Below are 14832 nucleotides of genomic sequence, written 5' to 3' on the forward strand. Positions count from 1 at the left end.
GATCTCCATGAGAAGACTGTTTATGCCGCTGGCACTGGGGCTCGCCCTGAGCGGCACCGCTGCCGCACAGGAAAACACAAACCTGGAGCGCATGCTGGCGCAGACCGAAGACAAGGTCATCGAGTGGCGCCGCCATATCCACCAGAATCCGGAACTGGGCAATCGCGAGTTTGAGACGGCCAAGTATGTGACCAGGCATCTGGAGTCGCTGGGCATGGAAGTGGAGACCGGCATCGCCCATACCGGTGTCGTCGGCCTGCTGAAAGGCGGCAAGCCCGGCCCCACCGTCGCCCTGCGTGCCGATATGGATGCACTGCCCGTGACCGAAGAGGTGGACGTGCCCTTCGCCTCCAAAGTGACCACCGAATACAACGGTGAAGAAGTGGGCGTGATGCACGCCTGCGGTCACGACACCCATGTGGCGATGCTGATGGGTGCTGCGGAGATTCTCGCCGGCATGCGCGACGAGCTGCGCGGCAATGTGCTGTTCGTGTTCCAGCCCGCCGAAGAGGGTGCCCCCGAGGGCGAGGAAGGCGGTGCAGAGTTGATGCTGAAAGAGGGCCTGTTCAAAAAATACAAACCCGATGTGGCTTTCGGCCAGCACGTGACCTCCAGCCTGCCGGTCAACGTGATCGGTTACCGCTCCGGACCGCTGATGGCGAGTTCAGACAGATTCCGCATCATGGTTGAGGGCCGCCAGACCCACGGTTCCCGCCCCTGGGGCGGCGTCGACCCCATCACCACGGCAGCACAGATCGTGATGGGCGTGCAGACGATTGTCAGCCGCCAGATCGATATCACCAAAGAGCCGGCGGTGGTGTCCTTTGGCAAGATCGACGGCGGCGTGCGCAACAACATTATCCCGGACAATGTGGAACTGGTGGGCACCATCCGCAATTTCGACATGGATAACCGCCAGCAGATCTTCGAGCGCCTGAAGATCACTGCTGAAAACATCGCCCAGAGTGCCGGCGCCAAGGCCGATGTAACCATCTTCGAGGGCTATCCGGTAACAGTGAATGATCCGACTCTCACCGAGATGGCGGTGCCGGCGCTGCGTGAGGTGGCGGGGGAGCGGAGAGTGATGGAAATACCGAAGATCACCGGTGCGGAAGATTTCTCCTTCTTCGCCAACGAAGTCCCGGGTTTTTATTATTTCCTTGGCGTAACACCCAAGGGCACCGACCCTTCCAAGGCTGCCAGCAATCACTCACCGCGTTTTTATGTCGACGAAAAAGCGCTGAAAACCGGCACCGAGGCTCTGACCTTGCTGGCTCTGACTTACATGGCTAACAACAGCCAGTAAAGACTGGCCTCACTAACGAACCTCGAACAAAGAAAAAGCCACCGCAGTCCCCCGCGGTGGCTTTTTTATTTCACGAGCCTGTCGCCCTGTCGATAATCAAACGTCAGGCCGTGCTCTTCTGCGACGGGCGCCGACGCCGGCGTCGCGGCGTATCCTGGCCACCGTTGCCTGAGTGGCCACCGCGATTCCTGTCACTGCGACTGCGGTCTGCGCGACTGCTGCCGTTACGAGACTGGTTGGAACTCTTGCCGGCTCCGTTTCCACCATTACCTCTCGCACCCCGCCCGGCCTGCCCACCACGGGAACCGACCTTGCCAGACTCAGGGACCACATGATCCGGCTCAAAGCCGTCGATTTCCTCGCGGGCAATCGGCTTCTTGATCAGGCGTTCGATGTCGCGCAGTTGTTTGATCTCATCGGCACTCACCAGTGAGACCGCCTGCCCGCGGGCACCGGCGCGGCCGGTACGGCCGATACGGTGTACATAATCCTCCGGCACATTCGGCAGATCGAAATTCACCACCTGCGGCAACTGATCGATATCGATACCACGGGCAGCGATATCGGTTGCCACCAGAATCTGCACCTTGCCGCTCTTGAACTCTGCCAGTGCTTTGGTACGAGCATTCTGGCTCTTGTTGCCGTGAATGGCTGCGGCACGGATATTATCCGCTTCCAGCTGCTTCACCAGCCGGTTGGCGCCATGCTTGGTACGACTGAATACCAGCGCCTGATGCCAGTTATTTTCGCGGATCAGGTGGCTCAGCAATTTCTGCTTGCGGGCCTTGTCCACCGGATGCAGCTTCTGCCGCACAGATTCGGTAGTGCTGTTGCGGGGGCTCACATCGATTTCTACCGGATCATTGACCAGCCCTTTGGCCAGCTGGCGGATCTCCGGAGAGAAAGTTGCAGAGAACAGCAGGTTCTGACGTCTGGCCGGCAACACCTTCAGGATGCGCTTGATATCGTGGATAAAGCCCATGTCCAGCATGCGGTCGGCTTCATCGAGGACCAGCGCTTCCAGTTTGTCGAACCGAATCGCACGCTGGTTGTACAGGTCCAGCAGGCGACCTGGAGTGGCGACCAGGATATCGGCACCGCCGCGGAGGCGCTGCATCTGCGGATTGATCTTTACTCCCCCAAACACCACCGAGTGGCGCAGCGGCAGGTACTTGCTATAAAGCTGCACATTGTCAAAGACCTGTGCCGCCAGCTCACGAGTCGGCGTCAGCACCAGCGCGCGCACCTGGTTATTGCGCGCCGCGGTGCCCTGGGATAGCCGGTGCAGCAGCGGCAGGGTAAAACCGGCGGTCTTGCCTGTGCCGGTCTGGGCGGCGGCCATAATGTCGCCTCCGCGCATCACTGCCGGGATAGCCTGACCCTGAATGGGTGTGGGTTTCTCGTAGCCCTGCTCGGCCACCGCACGGGACAGCTCCGGAGCCAGTCCCAAATCTTCAAACAACATAAATTTCCTCAGGCCACATTTGCTCGCAGCCAAAGTGCCCCGCCAAGCAGCGGAGAAAGAATGAATCAGAGAAGCCGGGCGCTCTTGCCCGCTCTGCCGTCAAATAGCGGCCATACCGAGACCGAATCGGTGCGGCATTCAGTAGGGGTCCGGGGAGACTTCGTGGAGTGTTCCAGGGAGGGTACCGCCGGGTCACGGCGGTCTACAGATGACGCAGCTGACCTGTGGTCAGCGCGGGCACTATAGCACAGCCGCCCCGACTGCAAAGTTTTATTTTTTCTTTGACGGTCACCGCTTAGAAGCGGGACCACATAGCGAGGGACTGGTTAGTACCTAACGGCCTTGGCAGTGCAGCCTCAGCAGCTTAGTTTTCAGTCGAGACCGCAAAGCGGTCGGGACAGTAAGAAAGTTGATTTTTAACAACTGAACCAAGAAAAATTGCCAAGAATTGGCAGGGAGGTAGATATTATGTCTACCCATTATTATTGCGAAAACTATGAGCCGGAGACGGTCACTTTAGATGACGGCCGCAGCGTACAGATTCGTGCGGTTTGCCAGACCGACGGCCAGCTGGAAAAACAGTTGTTCGAAAGTCTTTCGCCCGAATCCCGCCGCGATCGCTTTATCGGTGGCAGCCACAAGGTCAGCAAACAGCTGTTATCGCTACTGACCGAAAATGATCACGATACGCATGAGGCCCTGATCGCCGTCACCGATGTCGATTCCAATCCCAAGGCGGTGGGGGTAGCCCACTACGCCTGTGACCCCGGCGGGCACTCCTGCGAGTGTGCTGTCGTGGTAGCAGACGACTGGCAACATCACGGGCTCGGCTCAATCCTGATGCAGCGCCTGACAGATATCGCCAAGCATCATGGTCTCGACCAGATCTATTCCATCGACTCGGCAGAGAACCATGCAGTAGAGCACTTGGCGAAGTCCCTCGGATTTCAATGTAAAGCTGATCCCAGGGATTACACGCTGCTGACTTACAGTAAGTATCTGCACCCGGATTACCTGGTAACTCGCCAGGCGGCATCCAGTGCGGCTTATCAGCGCTAAGGCAAGTATGTAAATGAAGACAACAGCCAGCGCCCATCCACGTCGCGGTGACGCGCTGGTAAACCCAGGTGAGGAAGATACAGACCGCAGTGAAAGAAAGGAGTTAATAAGGGCCCCAATTCCGGGGCCTTTCTATAAGCGAAAGACTGCGGCTCTAGCCAACCTCAGCGAGATTGCCCTTGCTCTCCAGCCACTGCTTGCGGTCCCCCGCGCGCTTTTTCGCCAGCAGCATATCCATGATCTGGTTACTGTCATCGCCGGCATCCACATACAGCTGCACCAGGCGACGGGTGTCCGGATCCATGGTGGTTTCCCGCAGCTGCAGCGGGTTCATTTCACCGAGGCCCTTGAAGCGGGTGACCTGCACTTTGCCCTTTTTCTTTTCCGCGCTGATGCGGTCGAGGATGCCCTGCTTTTCCGCTTCATCGAGCGCGTAGTAAACATCCTTGCCAATATCGATACGGAACAGCGGCGGCATGGCCACATACACATGGCCATTGGTGACCAGGGCACGGAAATGGCGCAGGAACAGCGCGCACAGCAGCGTGGCGATATGCAGGCCGTCGGAGTCGGCATCGGCGAGGATGCAGATCTTGTTGTAGCGCAAGCCCTCGAGATCATCGCTGCCCGGGTCGACCCCCAGAGCAACGGCGATATCGTGCACCTCCTGGTTGGAAAAGATCTCACCGGAGTCCACCTCCCAGGTATTCAGGATCTTGCCCCGCAGGGGCATGATGGCCTGGAAGTCGCGGTCACGGGCCTGCTTGGCGGAACCGCCGGCGGAATCACCCTCCACCAGGAACAGCTCCGAGCGGCTGGCGTCGCCGCTGGCACAGTCAGCCAGCTTGCCCGGCAGCGCAGGTCCCTGCGTGACCTTTTTCCGCGCGACTTTCTTGGCGGAGCGCAGGCGCTTCTGGGCGTTACTGATGCAGAGCTCGGCGAGCCGGTCGCCCTCTTCCGTGTGCTGGTTGAGCCACAGGCTGAAAGCGTCCTTGGCCACACCGGAAACGAATGCCGTCGCCTCGCGGGAGGAAAGTCGCTCTTTGGTCTGGCCTGAAAACTGCGGATCTGCAAGCTTGGCGGAGAGCACATAGGAGCACTGCGCCCAGATGTCCTCGGGGCCCAGCTTGACGCCGCGGGGCATCAGGTTTCGGATTTCACAGTACTCGCGCATGGCCTCCAGCAGGCCGGTGCGCAGACCGTTCACGTGTGTGCCGCCCTGGGCGGTGGGGATCAGGTTGACGTACGACTCCGCCGTGACCTCGCCGCCCTCGGACAGCCACTGTACCGCCCAGTCGGCGGCCTCGGTGGAGGCAGAGAAACTGCCCACAAAGGGTTCGCCTGGCAGGACTTCCCAGCCCTGGTTGGCAGCGGCAAGATAATCTTTCAGGCCGTCTTCGTAGTACCACTCGTCGGACTCGCCGTCCTGCTCGTTGATGAAAACAACCGTCAGGCCCGGGCAGAGGACCGCCTTGGCGCGCAGCAGGTGGCGCAGGTGGCGCACGGAGAACTTGGGCGAGTCAAAATATTGCGGATCGGGCATAAAACGCAGGCTGGTGCCGGTGGTGCGCTTGCCGCAGGTGCCGATCACTTCCAGATCCGAGGCCTTGTTGCCGTTCTGGAATCCCATGCGATAGACCTGGCCATCCCGCTGGATGGTGATTTCCAGCATCCTGGACAGGGCGTTCACAACAGAAACCCCAACGCCGTGCAAACCGCCGGAGAACTGGTAGTTCTTGTTGGAGAACTTGCCGCCGGCATGCAGCGTGGAGAGGATTACCTCCACCCCCGGGCGCCCCTGTTCGGGATGGATATCCACCGGCATACCGCGACCGTCGTCACTGACCGAGAGGGAGTGGTCCTTGTGCAGCACCACCTCCACCTTCTTCGCATGACCGGCGAGCGCCTCATCCACACTGTTATCGATGACCTCCTGGGCCAGGTGGTTGGGGCGGGTGGTATCGGTATACATGCCCGGGCGCTTGCGTACCGGGTCCAGTCCCGTGAGGACTTCAATATCTTCGGCAGAGTAATTGGCCATATTGTTATTTGTTTACTGCTGGTTGAATAAAAAATCGATGATGGCTTGGTGGTAGCGCTCAAAGCCCTGGAAGCTGTGATCGCCCCCCTCTTCGATGGTCTGGTGCTGATCCCGGTAAAAGGCTTCAGCCTCGCGACTGTCCAGGGTCTCGTCACCGCGCTGGGCGAGCAGCCAGTAGCGCCCCTTCAGCGGCCCGGAAATCTGCTGCTCCAATTGGCGCATGGTATCAACGTCCGCCCGGGTAAGGCGATACTCTCGATCCTCACCGCTGTATGGATGCAGTGTCTGTCCGAGATAGGCGGGCATAAAGCGCGCCGGATGCACCGCCGGGTTCACGATCACTGCCGGCAGACGATAGCGCTCACCGAGCACCGTGGCCAAAAAGCCCCCCATGGAGCTACCCACCAGCCCAATGGGTAGTCCCGCTTGCTGCTGGCGAAACCGTTCCAGCAATGTCGTCAGCGCTTCCATGGCAATGCCCGGGTGCGGTGACAGGTGTGGGGCGCAGAAGGTGACCTGTGGCTGGGCATCCGCCAGCCAGGCGCGCATCTGCTGGCACTTGAAAGACTGGGGAGAGGAAAGAAAGCCGTGCAGGTAGACCAGTAGCGGCCGCTGCTTGAGTTGTGATTCTGACATGGCCGGGGATTATATCCCGCCCACAGGGATAACAAAGCCCGGGGCTCAGATCCCCTTTGCTCCGGCGTCAGCGCAGGCTTTGATCGAGGCTGTCAAAAATGCGCCGGATATCCATGCGCATATCGGCCCAGAAGGCCGGCGGACTGAAGCGCTGCAGGCGTTCGCCGCCGGCACCGGCCAGGGTGCCACCGAACTCCCGGCGGTCGCGGAATTGCAGCACCGCATTGCCCTGACGATCGTAAAGCGTCCCTGCCAGAGTGCCGTAGGCGACGCTCTCGCTGAATACCTGTCGCAGACGGGTGGTCTGCTCCAGGGGCGCGGGCAGATAGAAGTTGTCCAAACGCAAGCGCAGCGTGTAGTCCGCCGTGCGGCTGTCGGGGGTCAACCGTCCGCCACGGCGGCCCAGAAACCGTTCGGCAAAGGCCTGCTCCATCACCTCCTGCAGTCGCGCGCGATCGCCGCTGCTCAGCTCGCGGTTGCGCAGTCCCAGAGGCTGCATCGACGAGGGTCTCTGCCGGCGATAGTCGATCTCCAGGGGGGCCACATAGACCCTGGCTCCACTCAAATCGAGGGCGAACACCGCGCTCACCTGATCCAGGCTGCTCGAGCGAGGCTGGAGCCCGTCAGAGCGCCCGCGGGGACCGGCATCCCCGATCATGGTGAGATGGGCAGAGGGGGCGGAGGCAGTCGCCGATCGCGACGTGGGTTCGGTGGCACAACCCGATAGCAGCGCCACTGTCGCCGCAGCGAGGATTCCGGAACCCACCCTGATCTTATCCAGCACGGTATCAGCGCTCCCATCAAAACGGCATTTAAATCATTGTAGGGCTTAATGCGCCAATCCACAGGCGAGGGAGGTTCGACGCGCGCGTCCAGGGGCCGTCGCCACTGTATCGGGGGGATCACAAAAAGGGGGAAACCGGGGGGCTCCGGCGCTTGACCGAAGGGTATCAATAACCGCCAGAAGTCAGGTCCACGCTGTACTCGGACACAACGACTCGCTCGACCCCGGTTTCATAGGAGCCATCATCGAATAGATCCAGCCAGCGATAACCGGGCATCTCTTCATCAACGGCGAAAGGACCACTGCCGGGGGTGAACTGTACTGACGTGGAGGGGGTGGCATGGAGACCGATGTGGCCGATGTGGCTGTCGAACTGCTGGTGCACATGGCCCCACACGATAGCGCGGACCTGGGGCGCTGCACTGACCACTTGCAGGAAGCGCTCGTGGCCCTGGCGCAGCATGTGGCCGTCGATCCAGTCGCTACCCACTGGTACCGGCTGGTGGTGCATCAAAATCAGCACCGGCCGCTCCGGTTCGCGCTGCAACAATGTCGCCAGCCGATCCAGCTGGCTCTGCGCAAGGCCGCCGCAAATCTGGTTCTCGACGCTGGTATCGAGCAGCAACAAGCGCCAGCGCCCCAGGGCAAGCTCCTCGGCGAAGCGCCCCGGTGCCAGCTGTTCCATGCGCCTGACCGCGTCATGATTGCCCGGCAACCAGTGCCAGGGCTTTTTCACCGATTCCATTCTCCTGAGGAAGCGGCGGTAGGCGGCCTCGGAGCCGTTGGCGGTGATATCGCCGGTGGCCACCAGCAGCTCTGCCTGCACCTGATCCCGCTCTATGCGACGCAGGACCTCATCCAGGGTGCGCCCGGTATCCAGCCCCAACAACTGGTAATCCGGCCGACCGCCGATATGGGGGTCAGTAAATTGGACCAGTCGATGTACGCGCCCTTTAGACTCTTCACTCACTTGTTTTACTCGCTTTTCAGTTCCCTCTGAGTGCCGCCCGGGGCGGCAGGAGGGAAAAGCGCAACTGGCTCCGCCCTCCGCACCGACAGCAGTCCCTTAAAGCCGCCGGCCATCCAATACCAATTCAAATTCAGTGCGACCATTGGCCAGGCAGTGGCCGAGCCATTCTCCCAAAAAGCGGTTGGCCTGCTGTCGCTCGTCCGCGCCCTCCATTCTCGCGCCCGGCCCCTGCTGGCCTTGCTTTCCGTGACCTCGATGCCCCTGGCGGGCAGCCATCGCCACCGGTTCCGGCAACGGGCCGCGCCCATCCACAGCTACTACCTCTGCCATACGGGCATCGTGGTAGAGCCGCACCGTCAGTCTCGGCGGTGCCATCCAGTGCTCCCCACCCGAATCCACCGTGGCGCTCAGGCTTACCTCCGTGGTGTAGCGGGAGCGCTCGAGCACGGCCAGTTCCAGAGCGCCGTGGGGCATCTGGTAGCGCCAGTGCCCCCTGGTGGGCAGCTCCGGCAGCAGCTTGCAAAGGCGCAGGTAGTTGGCATCACAGTCGGCGTGGTACGCCGGCAGATCCACCGTGTAGGCGGAGTTTGCGCGACTTTTGCGTACCAATTTGTCGACTTTGCGCTCAATGGTCGCCAGTTGTTTCCGTGGGGTCATTATTGACACTCCGGTTGGCTTGCCGCCGTGATTCAGATCTCAGTTTATGTGCGCGGCACCGTGTTTCAGCGCCCGGGCACCTCGTTGTGTGCGCCCGCACGCAATCGTGCTCGGTGACGCTCCAGCCACTGCAGGCTGATGATACTGGCGGCGTTATCGATGGGTGATCCCTCCGGCTCCCCTCCCTCCATGGCCGCGAGCACCTGCTCACAGGGCAGGACCCGCAGGCGTATATCCTCGTGTTCATGGGACACGCCAAAGTGGCCGCCCGCTTCGCTCAGGTCCACCAGGGCGCAGAACAGGTGCATGCGCTCGCTGCTGCCCCCGGGGCTGGGCAGGTAGCTGCGGATATAGCGCAGTTCCTCCACCGCGATTCCGGCTTCCTCCAGGACCTCCCGGCGGGCAACCTCCTCGAGCGTTTCGCCCTCTTCCACCATACCCGCCACCACCTCCAGGCACCAGGGGCCGCCGGCGCGCTCCAGCGCCCCGATGCGGAACTGCTCGGTCAGCGCCACCATGTCCCGTTCGGGATCGTAAAGCAGCACCCCCACTGCCGGGTCTCGCACGAATAGTTCACGCTGCATCTCGTCGCTCCAGCCACCCCGGAAGAGACGGTGCCGGAGTTTCAGCCGCAGCATGGTAAAGAAACCTTTGAAGACCGATTCCCGCTCCAGCACCTCTACCGCTGCTCGGGAAAAAGGCGGGCTGAGATCAGCGGGTTCCTGTCGACTTTTTTCCTCTACATCCCGATTCATGGCATTACGTCCGTTGCTGGCGTTTCGATTATTGGATTCTGCATGTCAGTATGGCGGGAAGCGGTTCAGTATCAGGGCAGCCTCGTTGTACAGGCGCTGCTGTTGCTCCTCCGGGCTGCGTGCGCCCATAGCGCGGGAGGGGATGCTACCCCGCCAGAGCGGCACCTGTTCCGGACTCAGCGCATCAATCACGAGGTGAACCTGCCGATACTGGCGCACATTGAGTGGCACCTGCCAGCCGAAACCCAAGGGGCCATGGCCTCCGTAGACGCCAAAACGATCTTCGTAGACCGCGACGCGCTCGGTCCCCTGCAATTGCACACGAACCAGGAAATCAGCCGCATCGGCGCTGGCGGCTGGGCGATAGCGCAGCTGCAGCTGTCCCTCAACCGCCTGGCGGGCGCGCTTCAGCTCCAGCGGCGCAACCGGGCCGCTGGCCAGGGGATCCAGTAGGTAATAGGTCTGCAGGCGGGAAAAATTGGCCTGGGGGTCGTAGTCGACCGCCACTGGCGGCGCCGAAGCGCAGCCGGCCAGCCACAGGCAGGCTGCTGCCAGCAGGGCCAGGGCGGTCCGCGGCGACCAGCTGGTACCGGCCGCCGGCTCAGCAATGACAGGGTTTCGAAAAAGCATCGGGGATCTCCTACGCACACTTCAGCTTAAGGAGCTCCGGCATCCCTGTCCGGGTTTGGGGCATTGTCCGGTTTTCCGCACCGGCAGGCAAAAGGCTCAGTAAGCGGGGGGCACATCTCGCAGCAGTTCCTGCACCGCAGTGTTCAGGACCCGGCGCCGCTCGTCGCGGTTCTCTGGACGGGCCAGCAACTTGGTGGCGTTACCGCCCCAGATCACCCGCCCACCGAGGCGACCCAACCCCAAAGTCAGCGTCACCCGCGGTGCACCCACCTGACTGGGCAGTTCCACCACGCCGCGCTGGGCATTGGAGTCAAACTGGGCATCCCAGCTGGAGTTCTCGGAATCGCTCGCGAACTCCTCATCGACAATGGCGACCTGGTAGTCCATCACCATGTCCGCCGCAGTGGGGTCCTCCACCAGACGGTAGCCCCGCGACTGCATCAGCGCGGCAACGGTGGCGCGCAACTCCTCGTCCAGTTCCACCAGCTGCGCCGCAGCCCCCGGGGTTTCACTCAGCGAGGACTGGCCCCAGGCGTAGGTGGAAAAAGCCACAGGCGCCTCTGCAGGCTGCACCCGCTCTACATCCATGGTTTCGCAAGCCAGTAGCGCCAGCGCGCCAAGCGCCAGAACGGCCAATCGACCGAGGGTTCCAAATTGCATAACGCTCTCCCTGTGTGTTCCTTGTCTCAAGCATCCAGTGACACTGCTCATGGGTTAGGTTGCAGTGTCATTTTGTCGGCGCTTCGCTGGCATATAGTTCTATTTTAGGACGCCAACCAAGCCACTCGGGTTCCGGTTCGGGATACAGTGGGTAATGACTGCCGGATTCCACCTCCCGCCCCATGGCCGGCCGCTCCGGTGTCGCAAACGCGATACCGCCATCCAGCAATGCCCGCGCCGACTCGGTATGGACTGTGATTCCGGTTCTCAGTCCGAAGTTCATATCGATGCCACTGGCGTTCCAGAATACCGTGTGCTCGCGCACCAGTGGGCGATAACGCGGTTCGATATAGACGTAGATGTACACCCGGTCCGCCAGCTCCCCCAGCGCGTAGCCGGTGACCTCGCCCACCTGCACCTGACGGTAGTAAACCGGGCTCCCGGTGCGCAGGGAGCCCCGTCGCGGCGCATTGAGAATGACCGTCAGCCCCGGGCGCATCAGGGTCTCCGCCAGATCCTGCCGGGGTGGCTGCAACTCGGCGGAAAACTCGGTCTGCGGCGCCCCCAGTCCCGGCTCGATGGCCAGGTAGCGGCCGGTGATCAGAGTGTCCACGTTGGCGACATTTTCCAGCCCGATTTCCGGCCCCACCACCCAGAGGCGAGCGCCCTCCCGCGCAAACTGTTCGGCGCGGTGAAACAGCGTGGCCCGCGCCCGCACTGTCGTCAGGTCCCGACCCAGCCGCAGGCGCCGTACTTCGCCCACCTGAATGCCGCGATAGCGAATGGCCGCCCCCTCCTTGATCCCCTCGGCCGAGGGCAGCTCGATGGTGATATCGAGCCCTTCCTCGAAGGCGTCTTCGCGACTCGGGTACAGTGGGAAGGTTTCGCCGCTCTTGGCCGGCGCAGAGTTCTCGCGCGCGCGACGGCTGCTGCCAAACGCGATCCCCCCGCGCACCAGTGACAGCAGGGAGTCCGCCTCCACCTCGAGCCCGGACAGGCTGGCACTGGCGCGCAGGCCGCTCACATTCCAGAAGCGCGTGCGGCTGTGCACCAGGTGCGCATAGCGAGGCTGGATGACCACAAATACCGTGACGCCGGAACCATCCCGGTTGAGCTCCAGGCCCTGCACGCGCCCAACCTCGATGCGGCGAAAGTAGACGGAAGCGCCCCGCTGCAGAGAGCCGGGGTCGCGGGCATTGAGCTTCAAATGCAGACCGGGTACACGGGGATCCCGCTGTGGCGCGTCGGCATAGGCGGAGAACTCCCGCACCGATCGCTCCCCACGCCGCAGGTCTACCTCGATGCGATTGCCCTCCAGCAACTGGCTGAGCCCGGAGGAGATATCGATGGTGGGCGAGGCCATCCAGAAACGGGTGTTGTCAGTGAGCAGGTCGTCGGTGATGGGGTCCATCAATACCTCGACCGCCATGCCGCTCAGGGTTGGCCTTGCCTTGGTATCGCTGACCTCGCCAACCTTGATGCCCTGATAGACCACCGGGGTACTGCCCGGTGTGACATTGACGCCTCGATCGAAATTGAGGGTAATGGGAATCCCCGCGTCGGCGTCGGCGAAACTGTCGTAGAGTGAAAATTCCTGGCCGTTCTTGGCCAGCGGTGACTGGCGCTGCTTTTCGGGCGTATAGAAGCTGACCCCGCCGGCGAGCAGGGATGCGATGGACTCCACATCCACCTTCACCCCACTGATGCCGCCCTCGATCGAGACACCCGAGCTGTTCCAGAAGCGGCTGCCACGATGCACCAGGTGGGCATACTTCTTGCGGATGAACAGCTCGATCTCCACTTCGGTATCGTTATCCGAGAGCCGGTAACTCTCGACCTCACCCACCTCCAGTTGTCGATAGTAGACCGGCGAACCCCGGTTGAGGGAGCCCAGTCGCGGGGCCCGCACCAGAACACGCAACCCCTCCCCCGACACCTGCGCCGGTGGCTGCGCGAGGGCGACGAACTCCCGCTGCGGGGCACCTGTACCGGGTTCCACGGCGATATAGTTACCCGACACCAGGGTCTCGAGACCACGGATCCCGGTGACCGAAAACTCCGGCCTCACCAGCCAGAAGCGACTGCCCCTGACCAGCAGGAATTCGGCACTCCGGTTGAACTCCACCTCGGCAAGCACCCCGTCGGCACCATCCAGCTCTTCGGCTCCCGGCACCAGGCGAAACTCCCGCACGACACCGATATCGACACCCGAATATTTCACCACCGTCTTGCCCTGCACCAGGCCATCGCCAGACGGGAAGAGGATCTCTGCGCGGATATCCCCCTGGGTAACGTCCTTGTACAGAAGCCAGACGGCGATGATGGCCGCAATCAGTGGCAGCAACCACACCAGCGGCAGGCCGCGGCTGCGCTTCAATTGCGCCTCGGGAATCTGCGACTCAGCCATCGCCCACCTCTTCGGCAGGCTCTCGGTCTCCCCCCGCACGCCAATCCTCAACCGGTTCTGAATTGCGGCGATATCGGGCATCCCAAAGCAGGCGCGGATCGAAGGTGCGCACCGCCATCATGGTCACGACCACCACAGTGGCAAAGGCAGTGCTGCCGGGACCGGCACGCACCTCGGCAATAGCGCCCATATTCACCAGCGCCACCAGAATGGAAATCATGAACAGGTCCAGCAGGGACCAGCGACCGATGGCCGCCACCACCCGGTAGACACGCATGCTCTGCATCGGGTTGCGCGGCCCGCGCCACTGAACCTGCAGCAGCAGGATCACCAGCCCCACCAGTTTCATCACCGGCACCGCAACACTGGCGATAAACACGATCAGGGCGATGCCCCACAGGCCATTGGCATAGAGCTCCAGGGTGCCGCCAATAATCGTGCTCGGCTCCCCAGAGCCCAGGTAAATGACCGTCATCACCGGCAGGATATTGGCGGGCACCAGCAGGAAGGTACCGGTGAGCACCAGCGCCCAGGTCAACATCAGGCTGCGCTCAATACGATCATGCACGGTGGCTCCACAGCGAGTGCAACGGCCGCGAGTCTCCCCGGGTGGCAATCGCATCAACTGGTGGCAACACAGGCAGGTGCAGAGGCCATTTTCCAGTGCGGCTTCCGCACGGCTCACGAGGTCACCTCTCCGGCCTGACTGGCCGCAGCCGCGGCCCGGCGTCGCGCCATGCGCCGCCACACCGATTGCTGGTCGAAGGACAGTAGCGTCAAGTTGGAGAGCACCATCAGGCCAACAAAGCAGTAGAGCCCGCTCTCCACCACCATCTTACCCAGGCTCTGCATCTTGATCAGAGCCACCAGCACACCGAGCATATAAACATCCAGCATGGCCCACTCCCTGATGTGCTGATACCAGCGCACCGCCCGGGATACCGGTCGATCCAGCGCTCCCCAGAGGCAGCCGAGACTGATAAACGCCAGCAGCAAGAAACGGGTAAATGGCGCCACCACACTGCAGAACAATACGAGAGAAGCCAGCCAGATGTAGCCGGCTTTAAACAGGGAGAAAACACCATTAAACAGCGTGTTTTCCGAGCCGACGATAATGATGGAGAAGTTCAGCAGCGGCAGGGTGGCGGCGGGAATGAAAAGCAGCAAGCCACTGATACTGAGCGCCGCTGTGTAGTGAATGCTGCGGGCAGGGTTGCGATTGATCAACGCGGCGCAGCGGGGGCAGACCAGCTTGCCACCGGGCGGGGCGGTGCAGTTGCCGAGCAACAGGTCGCACTCGTGGCAGGCTCGCTGCCAGCCACTGGCGGAATCGGTAGCACCCTGCTGCATCGGTGAGAAACACCCATTCGAATCGTTCGTGCATCCAAACGCAGGGCGGCGGCGTCTATAGAGGGACCACAAGCCGCCAACTGGCGTCGCCTGTGTCTCCCGGCCGCCCCCG

Annotated in this window: 14 protein-coding genes; 2 read left to right on the plus strand and 12 right to left on the minus strand. The window is 62.0% G+C overall.

What is annotated here, in order from left to right:
- Positions 1-7 precede the first annotated feature (7 nt).
- Positions 8-1306, plus strand: a complete 1299-nt coding sequence (locus AWR36_RS07175) for an amidohydrolase (RefSeq protein ID WP_067083153.1) — start codon at positions 8-10, stop codon at positions 1304-1306.
- 103 nt (positions 1307-1409) lie between these two features.
- Here the strand turns inward: AWR36_RS07175 and AWR36_RS07180 are convergent, their stop codons facing one another.
- Complete coding sequence (locus tag AWR36_RS07180) at positions 1410-2771, minus strand: DEAD/DEAH box helicase (protein ID WP_067083155.1); 1362 nt, start codon at positions 2769-2771, stop codon at positions 1410-1412.
- A 468-nt stretch (positions 2772-3239) separates the two neighbouring features.
- Between AWR36_RS07180 and AWR36_RS07185 the strand changes: the two genes are divergently transcribed.
- Positions 3240-3830 carry a GNAT family N-acetyltransferase gene (locus tag AWR36_RS07185; RefSeq protein WP_067083157.1) on the plus strand — a complete coding sequence of 197 codons (591 nt, stop codon included), beginning with the start codon at positions 3240-3242 and terminating at the stop codon, positions 3828-3830.
- Between the two features lie 154 nt (positions 3831-3984).
- On the opposite strand, the gene parE is transcribed toward AWR36_RS07185, so the two are convergent.
- The 11 genes from parE to AWR36_RS07240 all read right to left on the minus strand — a co-directional run bounded on the left by parE (position 3985) and on the right by AWR36_RS07240 (position 14720).
- A complete protein-coding gene (parE, locus tag AWR36_RS07190) occupies positions 3985-5871 on the minus strand; it encodes a DNA topoisomerase IV subunit B (RefSeq protein ID WP_067083158.1) in 1887 nt (628 codons plus the stop codon).
- Between the two features lie 12 nt (positions 5872-5883).
- Positions 5884-6507 carry a YqiA/YcfP family alpha/beta fold hydrolase gene (locus AWR36_RS07195; protein WP_067104549.1) on the minus strand — a complete coding sequence of 208 codons (624 nt, stop codon included), beginning with the start codon at positions 6505-6507 and terminating at the stop codon, positions 5884-5886.
- Positions 6508-6574: 67 nt separating this feature from the next.
- A complete protein-coding gene (locus tag AWR36_RS07200) occupies positions 6575-7291 on the minus strand; it encodes a hypothetical protein (RefSeq protein ID WP_141398490.1) in 717 nt (238 codons plus the stop codon).
- 166 nt (positions 7292-7457) lie between these two features.
- Entirely contained in the window at positions 7458-8261 is an 804-nt protein-coding gene (gene cpdA / locus AWR36_RS07205; RefSeq protein ID WP_067104550.1) for a 3',5'-cyclic-AMP phosphodiesterase, read from the minus strand.
- A 96-nt stretch (positions 8262-8357) separates the two neighbouring features.
- Positions 8358-8918 carry a DUF1249 domain-containing protein gene (locus AWR36_RS07210; RefSeq protein WP_067083162.1) on the minus strand — a complete coding sequence of 187 codons (561 nt, stop codon included), beginning with the start codon at positions 8916-8918 and terminating at the stop codon, positions 8358-8360.
- Between the two features lie 65 nt (positions 8919-8983).
- Positions 8984-9673 carry an NUDIX domain-containing protein gene (locus tag AWR36_RS07215; RefSeq protein WP_067083164.1) on the minus strand — a complete coding sequence of 230 codons (690 nt, stop codon included), beginning with the start codon at positions 9671-9673 and terminating at the stop codon, positions 8984-8986.
- Positions 9674-9718: 45 nt separating this feature from the next.
- Positions 9719-10303, minus strand: a complete 585-nt coding sequence (locus AWR36_RS07220) for a DUF4136 domain-containing protein (RefSeq protein WP_067083166.1) — start codon at positions 10301-10303, stop codon at positions 9719-9721.
- Between the two features lie 96 nt (positions 10304-10399).
- Positions 10400-10963, minus strand: a complete 564-nt coding sequence (locus AWR36_RS07225) for a DUF4136 domain-containing protein (protein ID WP_067083168.1) — start codon at positions 10961-10963, stop codon at positions 10400-10402.
- A 67-nt stretch (positions 10964-11030) separates the two neighbouring features.
- Positions 11031-13370, minus strand: coding sequence for a PqiB family protein (locus tag AWR36_RS07230; protein ID WP_067083170.1), 2340 nt, complete (start codon positions 13368-13370; stop codon positions 11031-11033).
- A complete protein-coding gene (locus tag AWR36_RS07235; protein WP_231745276.1) occupies positions 13363-14055 on the minus strand; it encodes a paraquat-inducible protein A in 693 nt (230 codons plus the stop codon). Before AWR36_RS07235 ends, AWR36_RS07230 begins: the two co-directional genes overlap by 8 nt.
- A complete protein-coding gene (locus AWR36_RS07240) occupies positions 14052-14720 on the minus strand; it encodes a paraquat-inducible protein A (RefSeq protein WP_067083172.1) in 669 nt (222 codons plus the stop codon). Before AWR36_RS07240 ends, AWR36_RS07235 begins: the two co-directional genes overlap by 4 nt.
- Positions 14721-14832 lie beyond the last annotated feature (112 nt).

The organism is Microbulbifer flavimaris, assembly GCF_001641755.2.
Lineage (GTDB): Bacteria > Pseudomonadota > Gammaproteobacteria > Pseudomonadales > Cellvibrionaceae > Microbulbifer > Microbulbifer flavimaris.